This window comes from Corynebacterium sp. HMSC05C01 (assembly GCF_001807155.1).
Classification (GTDB): Bacteria; Actinomycetota; Actinomycetes; order Mycobacteriales; family Mycobacteriaceae; genus Corynebacterium; species Corynebacterium coyleae.
Genome location: NZ_KV787948.1, coordinates 99763 through 118789, shown reverse-complemented (window position 1 = coordinate 118789; position 19027 = coordinate 99763). Strand labels below are relative to the sequence as shown.

Sequence of the window (19027 nt, the reverse complement as noted above, 5' to 3'; positions counted from 1 at the left end):
TCGTGTTTATTCGATCCGCGACTTCAAGGAGGCCCTGATGTACGTTGACACGTTCCCCGACTCGAAACGCAAGTATCTCTCGGATGCGCACGCTGAGACTGTGAAGGCCACGCTCGCACCGGTCGCCGACAACATGCAGACCATCGCGACCACCTTCTACTCCAAGATGTTCGCGGCGCACCCGGAGCTCATCTCCGACCTGTTCAACCGCGGCAACCAGAAGCAGAACGCACAGCAGAAGGCGCTGGCCGCGTCGGTGGTGAAGTTCGCGGCGCATCTTGTCGACGACTCCCAGCCCGACCCCGTGATGATGCTCGACCGCATCGCGCACAAGCACGTCTCCCTCGGCATCACGGAGGACCAGTACCAGATCGTGCACGACAACTTGATGGCCGCGATCGCCGAAACGCTCGGTGAGGCCGTCACACCCGAGGTGGCCGAGGCCTGGGACGCGGTCTACTGGCTGATGGCGGACGTACTGATCAAGCACGAAAAGGAGCTCTACGCCTCTGACGGTGTGGCGGATGGCGATGTGTTCCGCCGCGGCACGGTGACCGCCAAGGAGGCCCTGAGCGAAACGGTCACTGCGTTCACCGTTGAGGGGGATTTCTCCGCGCCGAAGCCTGGGCAGTACACGTCGATCGGCGTGAAGCTCGACGACGGCGCCCGCCAGCTGCGTCAGTACTCGATCATCGATGGCGACGCATCGCACTACCGCATCGCGGTGCAGAAAGACGGCGAAGTGTCGTCGTACCTGCAGGAGCGCGTCGCAGTCGGCGACACCGTCGATGCCACTCTCGCCGCCGGCGATCTCGTGCTGCGCCCGGGCGAGAACCCGATTGTGCTCATCTCCTCCGGCATTGGTTCGACGCCGCTGACTGGTATCCTCACGCACCTGGTCAAGCACGACGATCCGCGTCGGGTGACCTACGTGCACTCAGACTCGTCGGAAGCCACTTGGGCGCAAGCGCAGGAAAGCCGCGACCTGGTGGCCGCGCTCAACGACGGCTCGATCCACCCGTTCTTCCGCGACAGCGGTGAGCGCATCGACATCCACAACATCGATGTCGCAGGCGCCGACGTCTACCTCTGTGGCGGGACCGGCTTCTTGCAGTCGCTACGCGACGACCTTGCCGCCCTCCCGGAAGACAAGGCGCCAGCGAACGTCTTCTACGAGCTGTTCAGTCCGAATGACTGGCTCGTGTCCTAAGCACGCTTGGTCAGCCGGGCACCGCACTCCCCCGGCCTGTCGTGGGGGCGCAGTTGCACCTTGACGCCGCCAAGCCTCCCGTCCAGAAACCCCTCGTGCAGCGCACAAATTACCGGAGCCGGACGTTTGTTGCTCTCGGTGACAAACGGGCAGGCATTGAGGCTAAGTTCGCGCACTTTCCGGGTGGTCGCATCTGGACGCTGCAGCGGGTCAAAGCCCAGCTCGCGCAGCAGTTCCGCGATTTGTCGTTCAGCCGTGGCCAGGTCCACCTCATCTGCGCCGTTGTCGCGACCTTCGTTCACACGGTCTGCCCACTCGCGGCCAAGTGCCTTGGCGGCATCGGTGTCGTCGGCAGACAGTTGGCTGGCCAGCACCTCCACGAGCGACACAATCGCACCCGATGCCCGGCTCGTAGGCGCAACGCGTGCGGTGTAAATATGCGACGGGCGCCCCCTGCCAGAACCAGTGGCAACCCTGCGACTGATCACCCCGGCGGCCATGAGCTCGTCGAGGTGCCCGCGCACAGTGTTGGGATGCATGCCCAGTGCTTCGCCAATTTCAGCAACCTGGATGCCTTCGGCGTGGGACTGCACCTCTTGGAAAACCTCGACTTGTTTCGCGCTCAGGCGGTGGACGGCGGTTATCAGCTCACCAGCTGGCCGCGGAGCATACCTACGTTCCATGCGCGTTCTCCTGAGGGGTGTATCAAGTCCGCCAAAATTATATGTGTTGCTGAGTTGTAGTCCAACTTGGTTTTTCTCGGATTATACAATCTCAACGTCATCAACGAACACCAAAGGAGCCGATCCGTGGCACGCACAACGCACTTCGCCGCCTGGTCCGCAGTGACTGCGCTCGTCGCTGGTACCGCAACGGCAGCGACATTGCTCGCACCTGCGCAAGGTGAGATCCCCACCGGCGACGACGTCGTCCACGTTGACGTTGATATTGAGCGGATGCGGTTCATCCCCGACCGGGTGGAGGTGCCCCGCGGCACGAAACTCGTGGTCAACCTGACCAACTCCGGCGAGAAAGAGCACGACCTGAAGGTCGGCGAGGGCTACTCAGGCCGGCTCAGCCCTGGCGAGAGCGCTACCTCCTACTACGGAGAGTTCAACGTTGACACACTCGGCTGGTGCACCATCGCGGGACACAAGACGATGGGAATGCTCTTTAGGGTCGACGTGACGCCTTAATCAGCGCAACCTGCGCCTTTACCGCGCTGGTCAGCAGCGGGATAAACGCCACAAGCACGCCAAACACGAGGAAGGACAGGACAATCCGCGCGTAGGAGTTGTTCACCGCAAGCCATGCCAAAAGGGCCACGTTGAATAGGCCGACGCGCAGGTAGGCACCACGGTTGAGTTCCCGCAGTCCGGACTTTACCGCTGCTGGACCGCCACCCATCATGGTTGGCATGAGGTAACTCATGGTGCCGATCAGCAGTTGTGCCGCGAACCCGAGCAGCAGCGGCAACGTCGGAATGTCAGCGGACCCACCGAACAGGCGCACCGCGTACCAGGTCAGCCCGCCGATGAGCCACGCAACTGCACACAAGGCAGAGAGGGCTGGGTAGGTGATGCGGCCGCGAGGGTCGGCAAACACCGTCAGTGCGTTGACCACAAACCCCTGGTAGAGCCACACCCAGCCTGCCACGATCACCACAGCACCAATGCCAGTGACCACGGACATTCGCAGCAGCGCACCCGCGACTGCGAGCACAACACCCGCCCCGGCGAGCACCAGTGCGACACCGACCCGGTCGACAGCGCGCGTGCGCCACATCGCCGGGAACAGGATGCTCAGCGCGCTCATCGCCGCAAAACCGACGAAGCCGCCAACGTTGATGAACATGTGCGCCTGGCGCACCGCACCGTGCCACTGACCAGGCAGTCCGGCCGACAGCGCCGCGCCGAACAGCGCACCGACCGGCAGACAGCACGCCGAGGCCACGAAGCCGTACACACTCGCATTGCTTCGTTGCGACGCCCTCACCTGCCCCGCCAACACCACCGCATGCCACGCCACCACAATGCCGACGACCAGCGCACCGACCCAGGTCAGCCAGTACCAGAGCGCCACCTGACCAACGAGCGTGGCAACGACGCCGGCGTTGAGCAGATAGGTGCGGGTGAGCTGGGCGGGGCGGGTGGCGTCGTCAAGCTTGCGCCCCAGGAAGCGCTCAGTGAGCGTCTGCGACCACAACAGGATCGAGTTTGTCAGAATGCCCAGCGTAAAAATGTGGATGAGCAGCCACGATCCCTCAGGGATGAACGGGTGGACAAGCCCCACGATGATGAACACGCCCATCCAAATGCTCACCGGCTTGGAGGCTTTGCGGTGCCACGCCCGCGGATTCATATCAGGCATTGACCGACCCCGACTTCGGGTTGTCGCGGAAGCACCACCACGTGGCCGCCGCGAACACAACCGCAGATACGGCCAGCACGAACAGCACATTCTCGTACGACTCGGTGTACGTCGCGCCACCATCCAGACCCCGCTGGAGCAGCGAACCGGTCAGCGCGACGGTGGTCAGGGTGCCGAACTCGTAGGAGACCTCCTCCACCCCCGCCGCCATGCCGGAACGGTTCATCGGAGCCGCGCCAATGATCGCAATCGACGACACACTCATCACCGAGCCCACCGCAAAGCCCAACACCGCAAGCGACACAACCTCGAACAGCACGCTATGCGACGACGCGCCCACCACCAGCAGACCAGCCCCCACCACCGATAACGCGAAACCACCAGCGATCAACGGCATGAAGCCAACCTTGTGCAAAAACGCGCCACCGAGCGTCGACGCGGGAATGGCGGCCACGGCCATGGCGACGACGGTGGTGCCGGCCTTCAGGGGCGTAAATTCGTCGACAAGCTGCAGCTTCTGCGTCGTCATCAATTCCGCGCCCGCCATGATGAACATGCCACCCGCCGCGGCAACAACGCCGCCGGTGAACATGCGGGACCGGAAGATGTCGAAGGTGAGCAGCGGGTCATCGAGGCGCGCCTGACGCCGCACAAACAGCCACGAGCCCAACACGCACGCCACGATCGAGCCGACCAGCAGCGCGACGCTTTGGGTGTTCGCAGCCTGCTTGATCGCCATCGTCAGGCCCGACAGCGCAACCAGCGAATACAGCGAAGAAATGACATCCCACGCCTTGTTCGGATTCGGCAGATTCGGCGGCGCCAGCCACACCGTAAGCACGAGCGCAAGCAACACAATCGGCACGTTGATGAGGAACACCGAACCGACCCAGAAGAACTCCAGAAGCAGACCACCAACCACCGGTCCGAGCGCGCCGCCAACCACGGCAACCGCGCCCCAAATACCGATGGCCAGGTTGCGCTCGCGCTCGTCGGAAAACGTCAGACGGATCAACGCCAACGTCGCCGGCATCATCACCGCCGCACCAACACCCAACATGGCGCGCGCCGCGATCATCTCAGCCGTGCCCGGCGCGAACGCCGCACCCAGCGACGCCACACCGAAAATCCCGAGACCGATCAGGAACATCTTGCGGTGGCCCACCCGGTCCCCCAGCGTGCCTGTGCCAAGCAGAAGGCCCGCAAGTGCGAGCGGGTAGGCGTTAATGATCCACAGGCCCTCGCTGGGACCTGCGCCGAGACTACGTTCAAGCGCGGGCAACGCCGTGTACAAAATTGAATTATCCAGCCCGATCATGAGCAGGCCGAGTGATACAACAGCAAAGAAGCCCCAGCGCTGCGCGGGTGTGCTGGTGGATTCCATGCGGGGAATACTACCGCGCGGTTCTTTTTCACCTTGTCGCAGGATCTACGCCAGGTAGGCCGCACCTTGCTGCATAAGTCGCTCTAAGTACAAATAGCGCTGCTTAGTCACCCAACCACTGCCTTTACCGAACGCAGTATTTTCAATTTCACTTGGCAAAGTCCGATGCGCTCCAAGTGGTTGCGTTTCGTCCTTTGAGGTCAACACAAACGCTTGATACCGACCTTCAACCCCACTGCCATCACACCATCCATTTTGAGATAGCTCTTCAATGGCTTGCGCGATTTTCCGCAGTTCAGGCCTGTTGCGGTCTTTTGCCTCTTTCCTTAAGAGCCGCGCCTCGTTCAAATTCCAGGTGATATTGTCCTGCCGATACTTGACCGCAGGAATCTCAGTTTGAATCTTTCTGTCAACATAAAACGCAAGATGACGCACAGGACGAAACGTTCGTCCTGATTTACAGACATACACAGACGTCTTTTTATAAAGCTCCCATTCCTTCTTTCCAGGAACTAACAAAGTATCTGCTGGTTCGGTCGGGCGCCGGTTGTACAGGGACTCAACGCGGTCTACTGCCTTAAGAAAATGCTCGAACGCAGGATCAACATAGTTCGCCACCGCAAATACTCGATCGCATTCAAACGGGACATCGGTATCAAGAATCGAATCGTGGTGAGCCACGCGATTACGAAAGTTCCTAATCCCTTCCACTGCGGCGCCAACTTCGCTACGACTTCGGGCATAAGGGAACGCGCGTTGCAAACAGAGGCGCCAGAGCTCGTCGTTGCCTTTTCCGAGCATTCGAGTCCAAAATCCGAAATGCAAGTTCGCGGTTATCTGCTCCCGCGAATCTCGGTGGTGGGGACTTAATCCCTCCCTTGTGTCTTCAACCCTTTCCCGGACTCCTTCTCCAATTAAAGGATTTCGAGAGAATATCCACGGCACTGAGCCAGCATCGTGTTCGAAATGCTCCCTGAGAGCCTTATCGATGACGTTTCTCAGCCCAACTTCAAAATGGGCAAGTAACTCCAGACCTGCAGAGGCAACCTCCCCAGCCCAAAGATAAAGCTCTCTGGCTTTCTGCACATCGTTGTTTGCTTCCTGCAGATACGGCGCAAAGCGCGAGTCACTGACGAGCTTTGAGAAGAAAAACTCGGAACCAGGACCTTCAACCCCATCTAAGGACCCCAAAGTGTCAACCCCCTTGACCTTTTATGAATGTGCGCACAAATCCAGCACCTATGCTTGGACGTAGCGCCCTTTAAGTGTAATCTCTTTCTCGTACGCCCCGGTGTCGCCTCTGCTCAAGCAAGCGCCCGGGGCTTAAAATTTCCGGGTTAAGTAGCAAAATGTGTGTCCGGTCGGGGGTTAAGCGACAAAATGTGTGTCTGCTATCGGCGTGTCGTCGGTCGGACACTTTTTGTGCTATTTCATGGGGGCTTTTCTGATTCGTATCGAGTGGTTGTATTCGGTTGGGATAGCGTTGTCGTAGAAGGCTGGTCGTCCTGTTTCTTGGTCGGCTTTGTTGTGGTCTTCTTCGGCAAGATCGTTGACTTTGGCGAGTTGGTCTTGTCCGAAATTGCACTGCCTGGCGATCGTGAGTGGATCGTCAGGTCCGTCTAAGAGTCTCACGCGGGTGCAACGGTGAGGGGTGTAGAGAACGCACGGTGGGCGGTTGCGAATAAGTGACCACGCTGGCAGCCGAGAGGTACGAGCGATGAAAGATCAGCTCGAGCATTAGCGAACGTACTGACGTCGCTTTATTAGGTGTACTGACCGGGTACGTTGCGGGCACGCCGGTTCGGCGCACCGCCACAGCCGCTTGCGCCACACCAGCAGCACCGGCCGCCCCGCCGAGGGGATGTCACGCACCAGATGCTCACGCCGGCCGCGGGCCACCGCGACCACCCCGCACCGCGGGCACCCGGTCACCGACTCGGAGGTCTCCACCAACAGCTCCAGCTCACCGCCGTACTCACCGGCGGCAAGCACCACCAACCCCGAGATGCCGAGCATCGCAGCGGGCAGGACGGTAGCCTCAACACTCACCTGGGACTCCTCTCGATCCGTTGCTTGGTCGCTACGAATCGTGGAGTCCCAGGTCCGTCTTCACCAGCCCAACCCGGTCAGCGCGTCGCAACCCGGCTACCACGCTTGGTGAGGAAGATCTGCTAACGTGGTTCGGCGACGGCCCGGGCACGTCCTTGTTCCTAACCGTCGTGCGCTGGGGTCCGCGTGGACCGCTCGGCCAGCGTCCATCCAGTCAGGAGGCAGTCAGCAGATGTTCGACGACAACGGCTCATTCCTACTCGCCATGTTCGAGTTCTTCATCTTCTTCGCATGGTTCATGTCCCTGTGGTGGATCTTCGGAGATCTCTTCCGCAGCAAGGACCTCGGCGGCTTCGCGAAGGCGCTGTGGGTGGTGTTCATCGTCGCGCTGCCGTTCATCGGAATGCTCGCGTACCTGCTTGTTCGAGGTCGGGGGATGACCGACCGCGCGGCCGAGGCGCACCAGGAGCGCCAGCAGCGGCAGGAGGAGTACATCAAGTCCGTCGCCGGCGGCTCCGCCGGATCGAGCCCGACCGATGAGATCGCCTCGGCGAAGGCCCTTCTCGACTCGGGAGCGATTACCCAGCAGGAGTTCGACCAGATCAAGGCAAGGGCGCTCTCCTCGGTCTGACCCTGGTCCGCTCACTCGCCAGCCGCAGCGTCGCGGTCCGAGGGCGAAGAAGTACCGTTCTAATGACAACACCCCGCAGGGAAACCTGCGGGGTTATTTTTGGGTTAAGGGTCAAAAAGGGGTTAAGTAGCAAAATGTGTGTCCGGTCGGCGTGTCGTCGGTCGGACACTTTTGTGCTATTTCATGGGGCCTTTTCTGATTCGTATCGAGTGGTTGTATTCGGTTGGGATAGCGTTGTCGTAGAAGGCTGGTCGTCCTGTTTCTTGGTCGGCTTTGTTGTGGTCTTCTTCGGCAAGATCGTTGACTTTGGCGAGTTGGTCTTGTCCGAAATTGCACCGCCTGGCGATCGTGAGTGGATCGTCAGGCAGTTGCGTTTTTGCATACAGGCACCACTCGAGCATTTTTCGTTGGCGTTCTCCTGACCTGCCGCGGTGTGCATCGGCGATGCGTTTGAGCTGGGCGTTGATGCCGCCTTCGAGGCTGTTGGTTGTTGAGACCCACCGGTTTGGCTCGAGTGCGTTTTTGGGCGGCTGCAGGTAGGTAAACAGCCATCCTTTCCGTGAGAGGTGCAGCAGGGAGTTGTATGCCTTGCGAACTCGCAGGTGGGTCCATTCCCACTGGTGATTCAGCGTGCGCCGTTCTTTTGGCACGGGGGTCTTTTCGTCGAGGAATGCTTTATAGACCTGTCCGAAGTCGTGGAGACGCAGTGTCCATTCGCGTGCCTGGTCAAGTGTGGTGATGCGGGTCAGTTTCAACGCCAGTGCGTAGATCGCCTTGCCCGCGTCGGTGCGTGGTTGGGTCGACGTGTAGCGACGGATCGCGCGTTGGGCATGGACTAGGCAGCGCTGAATGAGCGTGTTTGGCCAGCACGCTTTAATGGCGGTGAGTGCTCCTTGTCCGCCGTCGAGGACCACACATAGTGGCTCGGCGATCTTTTTGAGCAATTGGGTGTAGGCGTGGGCGGTTTCGCTTTTCGCCCAGTGCCATGCGATGACGTGGTCATAGCTGGCCGCGACGAGGAGGCAGCCAGCGGCGGTGTAGGTACCGTCGATGAAGATCTGGTCATAGACGCGGTGAGGTTCACCATCGTTGGGCACATCGATGAGCCAAAACGGCGCGAATCGGCGATCTAGGGTCCACCGGCTGATGTTTCGCAGGCGAGCGACCTCGGCCAATGAGGCGATGCAAGTCGCATAAGAGATGAACGCTTGAAAGTCGCGAGTTTGGGTGTGATCGGTGCGGCGGCGTCTCGTCGAGCTGCCGCAATCTGGGTTTTTGCACCGCCACCTGGTTGTGCCTTTGGAAGTGGTGCCATTTTTCTTCATTTCCCCAGCGCATACTGGGCAACGTGGTCTGTTTCTACTCACCCAGAAAGCACACCAATCCCCGACTAGCACATGAGGATGCCATTCCGGTGGATTGAACGAGAATCGAGCATATATAAGGTGCGAAACCTTATATACGGCCGATTTATGCCGTCTGAGCAGTGAGGACTGCGAAAATCAGACACACATTTTGCTACTTAACCCAAATTTCCTACCACCTTCAGGGGTCAAAACAGCAAAAGCCCCGACCCACACTCCGGAGAGTATGTGTCGGGACTTAGCTTGTGCCCGGGGGGGGACTTGAACCCCCACGTTCTTGCGAACACTGGCACCTGAAGCCAGCGCGTCTGCCAATTCCGCCACCCGGGCGGGCGACTTGATAAATATAGAACGACCCGCGTGAAAAGTACAAACCGCCAGTCCACACCAGGTTTTAGACACGCGCGCCGCGTTTTCGGATAGGTCGTGTCGGGGTGGGCACCTATACTGTCCGAGTTACTTAAATTCGCATGTGAAGAAAGGAGGTGCGTGGGAAGTGGCGGTAATGGACAAGCTGGCAAAGCTCGATAGTTCTCTGCAGCGTGGCTTGGATAACTCTATGGCTGCGCTGTTTGGCGGCAAGGTTGTGCCGGAGGAGATTGAGGTGCTGGTCAAGCAGGAGGCACAGGATTCGCTGGTGGTCACGGATCGGGACGAGTATGTCGCTCCGAATGTGTACGCAGTGGGTGTGTCTTCGAAGGACTTGGAAAACTTGTCTAGGAATCGTGATCTTCCTGCGGACCTCGCCGATCAGCTCATGCGGTACGTGCGTAATAAGCAGTGGTTCTTGGATGGGCCGGTTGTTGTGCGTATCGCTGAGGAGTCGGGTTTGAGGACGGGTCAGCTCCGTGTGTCGTCGTATATCGACACGATGCCGGATGTGGTGAGTGGATTCGACGCCATTGTGGCGGAGCCGAAGAAGCGTGCTCGTGCCTTGAGCTCGGAGAGTAAGGAGGATGCAATGTCCGAACCGAATGCCGCCAATCCTGCAAACGGTGGCGAGTCGAATGGGCAGAATGCCACGGTGAGCCTGCTGCTGCAGGATGGCTCTTCGCGTACGTACTTGGTGCACGAGGGGTCCAACATATTGGGCCGTTCGAATGATTCTGATTTCCGTCTGCCGGATACGGGTGTGTCGCGTCAGCACGCTGAGATCACCTGGGATGGCCAGGTTGCGGTGTTGGTGGATTTGCAGTCCACGAACGGCACGACGGTCAATGATGAGCCGGTGGATAACTGGATGCTGGCTGATGGCGACGTGATTACGCTGGGCCATTCCAACATCGAGGTTCGTATTGTTGGCGGCCAGGATGAGGTGCCGATGAATGCGAATGAGCCGGACTTCACGGATTCGGTGTCGCATCCGAGTACTGAGTATTTCCAGCCGTAGAGCACCGGAAGGTTTGAGATGGATTCCACAATTATCCTCAGCGCGCGTTTTGGTTTGTTGGCGCTGTTGTGGGTCTTCATCCTGCTGGTGATGTGGACGCAGCGTAAGGATGTTGTCTCGGCGGGTGGGGCGGTTCGTCGCCAAGCGGTGGCTTCTTCGCCTGCGCCGAGGGAAAAGGCGCGCACTCTTGCGGTTGTTGCGGGCCCGTTGCAAGGCTCCCACATGGAGATTGCCAGCTTGGAGGAGTTCACTGTTGGTAGGGCTGGTGACAATGACTTCCAGCTGGGTGACGATTATGCGTCGTCACGCCATGCGCGCCTGTTCCGGCGTGGCAGTGACTGGTTTGTGGAGGACTTGGATTCGCGCAACGGCACCTTTGTCAATGGGGTGCGAATTGATCAGCCTGAGCGGGTGACCGTGGGCATGGATATGAAGATGGGACGCACGATTGTGAGGCTAATGCCGTGAAGCTCGCGCTAGATTTCGTCGCCGCGTCCGATCGCGGCCTGGTCAGGACTAATAATGAGGACTCGGCGTATGCGGGTCCGCACTTGTTGGTGCTTGCGGATGGCATGGGCGGCCACGCTGCTGGTGAGGTTGCTTCCCAGTTGATGGTGGAGCACATGGAGCACCTCGACCGCGACCCGAAGGATGCCGACATGTTGGCGTTGCTGGGTGCGGCTGCGGAGGATGCGAATGCGTCCATCGCGGAGTCTGTGGGGACTCATCCGGAGCAGGCTGGCATGGGTACAACGCTGACGGCGCTGATGTTCAATGGCCAGCAGTTCGGTCTGATTCACGTGGGTGATTCGCGAGGCTATTTGCTGCGCGACGGAAAACTTACGCAGCTCACGGTGGACGACACATTCGTGCAGTCGCTTGTCGACGAAGGCAAGCTCGCCGCCGAGGACGTGTCCAGCCACCCGCAGAAATCCCTGATTCTCAAGGCGTACACGGGCCGCGAGGTCGAGCCCCACCTGGAGCTCGTCAAGGTCAAGCCGGGCGATCGTGTGTTGTTGTGCTCCGACGGGTTGTCGGATCCGGTGACGCGCGAGACGATCGAGATCGCGCTCGGCGACGGCACGCCTGAGATGGCAGCGCAGCGCCTGATTGAGTTGGCGTTGCGTTCCGGTGGCCCGGACAACGTCACCGTAGTGGTGGCCGAGGTCGTCGAGGTTGACGACGACGCGGACGTCCCCGAAACACCCGCCGCAGTGAAGGCCGGCGCGTTGGTGCCGGCTGTGGAACAGACACACCCGGACTCCTCCGCGAGCCGGGCCGCGGCGCTGCTGCGCAAGTCGGAGACGATCGCCCCGGACCACAACCGGGCGAAGACGCAGGAGTCGGATTCCGCCGACTCCGACGAGGAGTCCCACTCAGCAACCGCGAAGGCTAAGCAGCCGAGCTCGGTGTGGCCGTGGGTCGTCGCCACGCTTGTGCTGCTGTTGACGCTGGTTGTTGGCGGTGCGGTGTGGTCGAAGTCCCGCATTGTGGACGAGTACGCGCTGACAGTAAACGACGACAAGCAGTTCGTCGTGGAACATACCTCGCGCAGCAACCCATTCGCCGCAGAGAAGGTCGAGCGCATCCAGCACGCCTGCCTGAGCAAGGACGGCGATCTGCGTGTGATTTCGGCGAACTCTACGCCGGAGGACTGCCACCTGTTTAGCGTCGATGACCTGCCGCAGGAAGAGCGCGAAGCAATTGTCGACGAGGGCTTTACCGGCACGTACGACGAAGTGCTTGGCCGGTTGAAGGACTTGGCGGATGATGCCTTGCCGGGTTGTGTGGATAAGCAAAAGCCCGAGGACAACAAGTGCCGGGAGGTTCAATGAGCAGGCTGACTGCACGTAGCCGCGAACTGCTGCTGCTCCTGTTCGCCACCGGCCTGCTGCTGCTCATGCTGTTCGGGCTGGAGACCAGCCAGGGGCGCACCCTGTCCACCGAAATGCTGTACCTCGTGGGCGGGTTCATCGGCGTGTACGCGATCGCGCACCTGTCGCTGGCGTTTCTTGCGCCACACGCGGATCAGGTATTGCTGCCGATGGTGGCGCTGCTCAATGCGATCGGACTGGTGGTGATTTACCGGCTTGACCTCGCCGAACGCCCTGGATACGGGCCTTTGGCAGAGCGGCAGATGATGTGGTCGCTCGTCGGCGTGGGGCTGATGGTGCTCACCCTGCTCGTCGTGCGCGAGCACCAAGCGCTGTCGCGGTACTCGTACCTGCTAGGCCTGGTTGGCCTGATTTTCCTGGCGCTGCCACTGGTGTGGCCGCAGCCGGAAGGCCACGCGGATGCCCGCATCTGGCTATGGCTTGGTCCGTTTTCTATCCAGCCGGGTGAGTTTTCCAAGATCCTGCTGCTGATCTTCTTTGCCCAACTGTTGGCGCAGAAACGCGCCCTGTTTACGGTGGCGGGTCGCAGGTTCCTGGGGTTGACGTTGCCGCGTGTGCGCGACCTTGCGCCGATTCTGATGGTGTGGGCGATTGCCATTTTGATCATGGCGGCATCCAACGACTTCGGCCCGGCGCTGCTCTTGTTCGCCACCGTGCTGGGCATGGTGTACTTCGCCACCGACCGCATCTCCTGGCTGGCCATCGGCTTGGCCCTCGTGGCCGTCGGTGGCTACGCGGTGTACCAGGTGAGCGGGAAGATTCAGGAGCGCGTGGCCAACTTCATCGACCCGTTCGCAGACTTTGAGGGCATTGGCAACCAGCCCGCCAACGCCCTGATCGGCCTGAGCTGGGGCGGTATGACCGGCACCGGTTTGGGCTATGGCCACCCGGAACTCGTGCCGGTGGCGCACTCCGACTACATCCTCGCCGCGATCGGCGAAGAGCTCGGCTTGGTCGGTATCGCTGCCGTGCTGTGTCTGTTCGCCATCTTCATCACCCGCGGATTCCGCACGGCGATGCAGGTGCGCGACTCCTACGGCAAACTGCTGGCTGCGGGCCTTGCGCTGACGACTGCGATCCAGATCTTCGTCGTCGCCGGTGGCGTGTCTTCCATGATGCCGATGACAGGCCTGACCACGCCGTTTATGTCTGCCGGTGGTTCGTCGGTGATGGCGAACTACATCCTGCTCGGCCTGCTGCTGCGCATCTCTAGCAGCGCGAACCGCCCGGCGGAGTACGACGAAAGCACACAGCGACGCCAGGTGGTGGGTGCCCGATGAACAAGTCGATCCGTTACGGCGCCGTCGTCTCCCTGCTGCTGATTACCGCGCTGCTTGTGAACTTCACCATCATCCAAACCATGCGTGAAGACGAATATGCCCAGGACCCGCGCAATTCCCGCACGGTGATGGAGCTCAAGCAGATCAACCGCGGCAACATCAAGGCCGGAGATCTGACGCTTGCAGAGTCGTTCAAGAACGAACAGACCGGCTACTTCCAGCGCACCTACCCGAACATGCCGTGGTCCTTCGCCCCGGTGGTCGGCTACGTGTCCGACCAGTACGGCACCGCCCAGCTTGAGGCGGGGCTCAATGGGGAGCTCACGGGTGAGGGTGGGTCGTCGTCACGCTTCCTGCGCACCGGGCTCGAGGATTCGAAGAAGGGCGACGATGTCGAGTTAACCATCGACCCGAACCTGCAGGCGCTCGCATTCGACCAGCTTGCGCAGCCTGGTTACAATGGTGCTGTGGTGGCGCTGCGGCCGTCGACGGGCGAGGTGCTCGCTATGGCTTCGACGCCGAGCTACGACCCCAACGAGATCGCCAACCCTGCTACTGCCGGCGACACGTGGGCGCGCGTGAACAACGACCCGGGCCGCCCGCTGCTCAACCACGCAACGCAGGAGCAGCTGCCTCCGGGATCGATCTTCAAGATCATCACGACTGCCGCTGGCCTGCGCAACGGTTACACGCCAGAGTCGCCGCTGACCGGCGACACGCAAATCATCCTGCCGGGCACGGACAACATCCCGCTGACCAACGACGGCGGCCAGCCCTGCGCCGGCGGCGGGCAGGTGCCGCTGCGCACCGCGTTCGCCCTGTCCTGCAACACCGCGTTCGTGCAGATGGGCCTCGCCATGGGCCCGGATGCGCTGCGCGACGCCGCCGCCCGCTTCGGCGTGGGCGAGCGCTACAACCTGGGCCTGCCGAATGCCGCCGGCTCGCTGGGCGATCTGCCCGGCGGCGCCGAGCTGGCGCAGTCCACCATCGGTCAGCGCGACGTGACCATGACCGCGCTGCAGGCGGCGATGATGTCTGCGACCATCGCAAATAAGGGCAAGCGCATGGAACCGCACGTGGTGCGGCAAGTGCGCAACGCCGACGGCAAGGTCCTGCACGAAACCGAGCCGGTGGAACTCAACGAGGCCGTAACGGAAGAGGAAGCCGCGACGATCACGGACTTGATGTTCGCGTCCGAGCGGTGGACCTTCGGCTACGACGGCAACGGATTCGCCTCCAAGACCGGCACGGCCGAGCACGCCGAAGGCGCCGCCCCGCACGTGTGGTACGTCGCCTTCGACCCGGCCAAGGACGTCGCCGTTGCCGTGGTGGTGAAAAACGGTGGCAACATGGGCGAGGCAGCCTACGGCGGCCAAGTCGCCGGGCCGATCGGACGCGCCGTGCTGCGCGCAGCACCCGCCGCCCCCGCACCCGTGGAAGGAGCACAGTAGATGAACACCGAAAACCGCGAGGACCTGCAACAGCTCGTCGGCGACGGCTACCAGCTGCAGTGGATCATCGGCCACGGCGGCATGTCCACCGTGTGGCTGGCAGACGACCTGGCCAACGAGCGCGAGGTGGCCATCAAGGTGCTGCGCCCCGAGTTCAGCTCCAACGCGGAGTTCCTCGCCCGCTTCCGCAACGAGGCGTTGAGCGCCCAGGGCATCAACTCCGACAACGTGGTGGCCACCTACGACTACCGCGAGGCAGACACCGACGCGGGCTTCACCGTCTGCTTCATCATCATGGAGTACATCCGCGGCGAGTCGCTGGCGGACCTCATCGCCCGCGAGGGCCAGTTGGATGAGGCGGTCGCGCTTGACGTCCTCGAGCAGGCCGCGCACGGTTTGGCGGTGATTCACCGCATGGGTCTGGTGCACCGCGACATTAAGCCGGGCAACCTGATGATCACCCAGAACGGGCAGATCAAGATCACGGACTTCGGCATTGCCAAGGCGGCAGCCGCGGTGCCGCTGACGCGTACCGGCATGGTGGTGGGTACTGCCCAGTACGTCTCCCCGGAGCAGGCCCAGGGCATGAAGGTGACGTCTGCCTCCGACGTGTATTCGCTGGGTGTGGTGGGCTACGAGATGCTCTCCGGCAAGCGCCCGTTCACCGGCGATTCCTCGGTGTCGGTCGCACTCGCCCACGTGTCCGCCGAGCCGCCTGCGCTGCCGATTTCGGTGTCTGCCCCGGCGCGCGAACTCATCGAGATCGCCCTGCGCAAGACCCCCGGCCAGCGCTTCCGCGACGGCAACGAGTTCCAGCTCGCCATCGCACAGGTCCGCCAAGGCCTGCGGCCTGCCCAGCCTGGTGGGAACACGCAGGTGGTGGCCATGGAGCCGTCCGCCACCGCGTCGACTCAGATGTTGGCCAACGTTGCCAGCGAACGCACTGCCCGTCCCGCCGGCGCGTACCCGCCGTCCGCAGCGCGAGCCGTTGCTTCTCGACGACCCCCCGCCCCCGCACCCAAACCAGCCCCGGCTGCCCCGGCTCCGCAGAAGAAATCGGCGGCTGGGCCGGTCGTCGCTACGCTGCTCGGGCTCGCGCTTGTCGGTGTGATCGCAGCTTGGGCGTACACCGCAGGCGTGTTCGACCGCTTCATCGGCGGCTCCACCCCGACCACGACTCCGACCGTGGCCACCCAAACCGCAGTGGAGGAAGAGGAGCCCGAGACGGATACCGTGGCTACCACCACGCACCACGAGCGCACCACGGTCACCGAGACGCACGCGCCCGGCACCGTGAGCTTCGTCGAGCCACCTGAGCAACACGAACCTGCACCGGACGACGAGGCACCCGAAACAACCGCGCCGACCTCGGCAGAGCAAGCCCCCACGTCGGCACCGGCAACCAGCGTGGCACCAGCCCCGACGCAGGAGACGAATGCGCCGGCGCCTGGGATAGAATTGCCAGACCTTGAAAACTTGTTCGGAGGTGGCAGGTAAATGCTGATCGCGGACCGATATGAACTCGGCAACATCATCGGCACCGGCGGCATGTCAGACGTATATGCCGCCACTGACGTCGCGCTTGGGCGTGACGTCGCCGTGAAGATGCTGAAGATCGACATGGCGCGCGACGAGAACTTCCGCGAGCGCTTCCGCCGCGAAGCCCAAAACTCGGCGCGGCTGAACCACGAGAACATCGTGGCGGTCTACGACACCGGGTCGGTGGAAACCTCCGGTGTGGACGTGCCCTACATCGTCATGGAGCGCGTCAACGGCATGAACCTGCGCGACATCGTGCGCAACGAAGGTCCGCTTACGCCCGAGCGTGCGGCGAAGCTGCTGCTGCCGGTCACCCGCGCGCTGCAGGCCAGCCACGACGCTGGCATCATCCACCGCGACATCAAACCCGCCAACATCATGGTCACCAACACCGGCTCGGTGAAGGTGATGGACTTCGGCATCGCGCGCGCGTTGGACGATTCCACCTCCGCCATGACGCAAACCTCCGCGGTGATCGGCACCGCTCAGTACCTCTCCCCCGAGCAGGCCCGCGGCAAACCGGCCGACGCACGCAGCGACATTTACGCACTCGGCTGCGTCATGTACGAAACCGTCACCGGTGTGCCGCCGTTTGAGGGCGAATCTCCCTTCGCCGTCGCCTACCAGCACGTGCAGGAGGACCCGGTGCCGCCGTCCGAGCGGATCCCGAACCCGCTGACGGACAACGAGGCCGTCAACGTGGATTCCGTCATCCTCACCGCGATGGCGAAGCACCCGGCGGATCGCTACCAGACCGCCACCGAAATGGGCGAAGACTTGCAGCTCCTTGAGCACGGCAACGTCACCACCGCTGCGCGTAATCACCTGTCCGCCGCCGAGCACGACGCGGGTGCGCATGCTGTGGACAACACGGTTGTGGTTGGGGATGCGGTCAGTGGGCCGGCTCCGCGTCGCAGAGAAGCAATGGCTCCAGAGGCCGCACAGCACACCCGCTACGCCGACCACCGCGCCGCGAACGAGAAGACCTCCTCGAACACGCTGAAGTGGATCGCCGCGCTGCTGAGCCTGGTGCTCGTCGGCGCAGTGTCGTGGTTTGCCTACGACTACTTCTCCGAAGGCAACAAGCCTGCCATCACGCAGGAAAAGATGGTGCAGATCCCCGATCTGACCGGCAAGCCGCGCAACGAAGCCGTCCAGGAACTCGAGCGTCTCGGCTTCCAGGTCTCCGTCATGGACGAGCCGAGCCCGGACATCAAACGCGGCGACGTCATCGCAACCAATCCGGCAGCAGGCTCCGAACTGAAGCAGGGTGCGGTGGTGAAACTGACCGTTTCCTCCGGCAAGGAGATGACGGACGTGCCAGACGTGACCAACCTGACCACGGACGAAGCGATCGAGGAGCTGGAGAAGGCGGGCCTCGAGCTCAACCCGAACGTGCGCCGCGAATCCAGCGACAACATCGAAGAAGGCATCATCCTGGGCCAGCAACCCGCTGGCGGTACCCAGATTGCCAAGGGCTCGCGCATCGCGATCACCGTCTCCTCCGGCCCCGACATGGTCCAGGTGCCGTCGCTGGTGGGGCTGAACGTGGAGCAAGCCACCGCGACCCTGTCGTCGCTGCAACTGCGCGCCACTGTGACCAAGGTTGACTCCGAGCATCCCGAGGGTGAAGTGCTCGCCGTCGCCGGTGAAAACACCGACGTGCCCACCGGCACCACCATTGAGCTGCGCATTTCCAACGGCATGCTGATGAAGATGCCGAAGATCACGCACCTCGAGCCGTCGGACGCTGAGCGCGTGCTGCGCGACTCCGGCTGGAGCGGCCGCATGGTCGCCGGGCCCACCGTGCCCACCGGCGCGCTTGTCGACGCCGGACAGATCGGCCACCAAGAAATCCCCGCCGGCGACCTGATCCGCAAAGACCAGGCCATCAACTACAACCTGTGGAAGTTCGACGCCGGCGCCTTGCTGCCGCAAAATAACGCAGCTGCAGGTGAGGCTGATACAGTTTCACCCCAGAACGCGGTAAACGCGGCAAACGCGGTACGCAACATGGAACGCAGGCTCGGCCTGTAACCCCAGAAAGCAACGGAGACAACGATGCCTAAAGCGAAAGTAACCAAGGACCCGGTCCGCCCGGTCAGCAGCACCTCCACCGGCGTGTCCCGCACCCCTGTCAAGGTCAACACCGGTGGTACCCCAGTGTGGTACAAGGTCATCATGTTCGGCCTCATGATCCTCGGCCTAGCGTGGCTGATCCTGTACTACCTCGCCGGTGACCAAATTCAGTTCCTCGCCGAACTCGGCCCGTGGAACTACGCCATCGGCTTTTCCGGCATGATCCTCGGCCTGCTGATGACCATGGGTTGGCGTTAGACCGGTTTTCGCTGCTTACACGGGGCGTCGCGGAGTTTTTCCGCGGCGCCCCGTTTGTTTCGTTTACCCCCGGATTCGGTGAATTCTACAACAGTTTTCTGCACAAACCTGTGCACTCGATTATCAC

The 19027-nt window shown here is 61.9% G+C and carries 17 protein-coding genes, 1 tRNA gene and 1 pseudogene; 11 read left to right on the top strand and 8 right to left on the bottom strand.

Going from position 1 to position 19027, the window contains the following annotated elements; genetic code table 11:
* Positions 1–37 precede the first annotated feature (37 nt).
* Positions 38–1210 carry a globin domain-containing protein gene (locus HMPREF3145_RS03995; protein ID WP_070421964.1) on the top strand — a complete coding sequence of 391 codons (1173 nt, stop codon included), beginning with the start codon at positions 38–40 and terminating at the stop codon, positions 1208–1210.
* Here HMPREF3145_RS03995 and HMPREF3145_RS03990 read toward each other — a convergent pair.
* Positions 1207–1893 carry a helix-turn-helix transcriptional regulator gene (locus tag HMPREF3145_RS03990; RefSeq protein ID WP_070421963.1) on the bottom strand — a complete coding sequence of 229 codons (687 nt, stop codon included), beginning with the start codon at positions 1891–1893 and terminating at the stop codon, positions 1207–1209. The two genes, HMPREF3145_RS03995 and HMPREF3145_RS03990, sit on opposite strands and share 4 nt — an antisense overlap.
* A 126-nt stretch (positions 1894–2019) precedes the next feature.
* Here HMPREF3145_RS03990 and HMPREF3145_RS03985 point away from each other — a divergent pair, with 126 nt between their 5' ends.
* On the top strand, positions 2020–2406 hold the full coding sequence (locus tag HMPREF3145_RS03985; protein ID WP_070421962.1) for a cupredoxin domain-containing protein: 387 nt from the start codon (positions 2020–2022) through the stop codon (positions 2404–2406).
* On the opposite strand, the gene HMPREF3145_RS03980 is transcribed toward HMPREF3145_RS03985, so the two are convergent.
* The 5 genes and pseudogenes from HMPREF3145_RS03980 to HMPREF3145_RS03965 all read right to left on the bottom strand — a co-directional run bounded on the left by HMPREF3145_RS03980 (position 2384) and on the right by HMPREF3145_RS03965 (position 7013).
* Positions 2384–3580: a hypothetical protein gene (locus tag HMPREF3145_RS03980; RefSeq protein ID WP_070421961.1), complete on the bottom strand. Its 1197-nt coding sequence runs from the start codon at positions 3578–3580 to the stop codon at positions 2384–2386. The two genes, HMPREF3145_RS03985 and HMPREF3145_RS03980, sit on opposite strands and share 23 nt — an antisense overlap.
* On the bottom strand, positions 3573–4964 hold the full coding sequence (locus HMPREF3145_RS03975; RefSeq protein WP_070421960.1) for an MFS transporter: 1392 nt from the start codon (positions 4962–4964) through the stop codon (positions 3573–3575). The genes HMPREF3145_RS03980 and HMPREF3145_RS03975 overlap by 8 nt, the downstream gene beginning before the upstream one ends.
* Before the next feature lie 45 nt (positions 4965–5009).
* Positions 5010–6155, bottom strand: a complete 1146-nt coding sequence (locus tag HMPREF3145_RS03970; RefSeq protein WP_083279373.1) for a hypothetical protein — start codon at positions 6153–6155, stop codon at positions 5010–5012.
* Positions 6156–6389: 234 nt separating this feature from the next.
* Positions 6390–6578 (bottom strand): annotated as a pseudogene (locus HMPREF3145_RS11650) (IS256 family transposase); the annotation flags it as partial.
* Positions 6579–6701: 123 nt separating this feature from the next.
* Complete coding sequence (locus tag HMPREF3145_RS03965; protein WP_007000757.1) at positions 6702–7013, bottom strand: transposase family protein; 312 nt, start codon at positions 7011–7013, stop codon at positions 6702–6704.
* Between the two features lie 127 nt (positions 7014–7140).
* Here HMPREF3145_RS03965 and HMPREF3145_RS03960 point away from each other — a divergent pair, with 127 nt between their 5' ends.
* Complete coding sequence (locus HMPREF3145_RS03960) at positions 7141–7644, top strand: SHOCT domain-containing protein (RefSeq protein WP_246815456.1); 504 nt, start codon at positions 7141–7143, stop codon at positions 7642–7644.
* Positions 7645–7820: 176 nt separating this feature from the next.
* Here the strand turns inward: HMPREF3145_RS03960 and HMPREF3145_RS03955 are convergent, their stop codons facing one another.
* Positions 7821–9011, bottom strand: a complete 1191-nt coding sequence (locus HMPREF3145_RS03955; protein ID WP_141740805.1) for an IS256-like element ISAmas1 family transposase — start codon at positions 9009–9011, stop codon at positions 7821–7823.
* 243 nt (positions 9012–9254) lie between these two features.
* Positions 9255–9338: transfer RNA gene (locus HMPREF3145_RS03950), tRNA-Leu, on the bottom strand.
* A gap of 166 nt (positions 9339–9504) precedes the next feature.
* Between HMPREF3145_RS03950 and HMPREF3145_RS03945 the strand changes: the two genes are divergently transcribed.
* From HMPREF3145_RS03945 to crgA, 8 genes are read left to right on the top strand one after another with little or no spacing between them, the layout of a single operon-like run.
* Complete coding sequence (locus tag HMPREF3145_RS03945) at positions 9505–10398, top strand: DUF3662 and FHA domain-containing protein (RefSeq protein WP_070421957.1); 894 nt, start codon at positions 9505–9507, stop codon at positions 10396–10398.
* 18 nt (positions 10399–10416) lie between these two features.
* Positions 10417–10866, top strand: coding sequence for an FHA domain-containing protein FhaB/FipA (locus HMPREF3145_RS03940; RefSeq protein WP_070421956.1), 450 nt, complete (start codon positions 10417–10419; stop codon positions 10864–10866).
* Positions 10863–12233 carry a PP2C family protein-serine/threonine phosphatase gene (locus HMPREF3145_RS03935; protein WP_070421955.1) on the top strand — a complete coding sequence of 457 codons (1371 nt, stop codon included), beginning with the start codon at positions 10863–10865 and terminating at the stop codon, positions 12231–12233. Before HMPREF3145_RS03940 ends, HMPREF3145_RS03935 begins: the two co-directional genes overlap by 4 nt.
* Positions 12230–13573 (top strand): FtsW/RodA/SpoVE family cell cycle protein, encoded by a 1344-nt coding sequence (locus HMPREF3145_RS03930; protein ID WP_070421954.1) that lies wholly within the window; start codon positions 12230–12232, stop codon positions 13571–13573. Before HMPREF3145_RS03935 ends, HMPREF3145_RS03930 begins: the two co-directional genes overlap by 4 nt.
* Entirely contained in the window at positions 13570–15024 is a 1455-nt protein-coding gene (locus tag HMPREF3145_RS03925) for a penicillin-binding transpeptidase domain-containing protein (RefSeq protein ID WP_070421953.1), read from the top strand. The genes HMPREF3145_RS03930 and HMPREF3145_RS03925 overlap by 4 nt, the downstream gene beginning before the upstream one ends.
* Positions 15025–16521 (top strand): serine/threonine-protein kinase, encoded by a 1497-nt coding sequence (locus HMPREF3145_RS03920; protein WP_070421952.1) that lies wholly within the window; start codon positions 15025–15027, stop codon positions 16519–16521. It begins immediately after the preceding gene.
* On the top strand, positions 16522–18600 hold the full coding sequence (pknB, locus tag HMPREF3145_RS03915; RefSeq protein ID WP_070421951.1) for a Stk1 family PASTA domain-containing Ser/Thr kinase: 2079 nt from the start codon (positions 16522–16524) through the stop codon (positions 18598–18600). It abuts the gene before it with no gap.
* A 24-nt stretch (positions 18601–18624) separates the two neighbouring features.
* Positions 18625–18900 carry a cell division protein CrgA gene (gene crgA / locus HMPREF3145_RS03910; RefSeq protein ID WP_070421950.1) on the top strand — a complete coding sequence of 92 codons (276 nt, stop codon included), beginning with the start codon at positions 18625–18627 and terminating at the stop codon, positions 18898–18900.
* The last annotated feature ends 127 nt before the right edge of the window (positions 18901–19027 follow it).

What these genes read in the sequence shown, in the direction of transcription:
- HMPREF3145_RS03995 (WP_070421964.1), top strand. Translation starts at nt 38, where the DNA reads ATGTACGTTGACACGTTCCCCGACTCGAAACGCAAGTATCTCTCGGAT.
- HMPREF3145_RS03990 (WP_070421963.1), bottom strand. Translation starts at nt 1,893, where the DNA reads ATGGAACGTAGGTATGCTCCGCGGCCAGCTGGTGAGCTGATAACCGCC.
- HMPREF3145_RS03980 (WP_070421961.1), bottom strand. Translation starts at nt 3,580, where the DNA reads ATGCCTGATATGAATCCGCGGGCGTGGCACCGCAAAGCCTCCAAGCCG.
- HMPREF3145_RS03975 (WP_070421960.1), bottom strand. Translation starts at nt 4,964, where the DNA reads ATGGAATCCACCAGCACACCCGCGCAGCGCTGGGGCTTCTTTGCTGTT.
- HMPREF3145_RS03940 (WP_070421956.1), top strand. Translation starts at nt 10,417, where the DNA reads ATGGATTCCACAATTATCCTCAGCGCGCGTTTTGGTTTGTTGGCGCTG.
- HMPREF3145_RS03930 (WP_070421954.1), top strand. Translation starts at nt 12,230, where the DNA reads ATGAGCAGGCTGACTGCACGTAGCCGCGAACTGCTGCTGCTCCTGTTC.
- HMPREF3145_RS03925 (WP_070421953.1), top strand. Translation starts at nt 13,570, where the DNA reads ATGAACAAGTCGATCCGTTACGGCGCCGTCGTCTCCCTGCTGCTGATT.
- HMPREF3145_RS03920 (WP_070421952.1), top strand. Translation starts at nt 15,025, where the DNA reads ATGAACACCGAAAACCGCGAGGACCTGCAACAGCTCGTCGGCGACGGC.
- pknB (WP_070421951.1), top strand. Translation starts at nt 16,522, where the DNA reads ATGCTGATCGCGGACCGATATGAACTCGGCAACATCATCGGCACCGGC.
- crgA (WP_070421950.1), top strand. Translation starts at nt 18,625, where the DNA reads ATGCCTAAAGCGAAAGTAACCAAGGACCCGGTCCGCCCGGTCAGCAGC.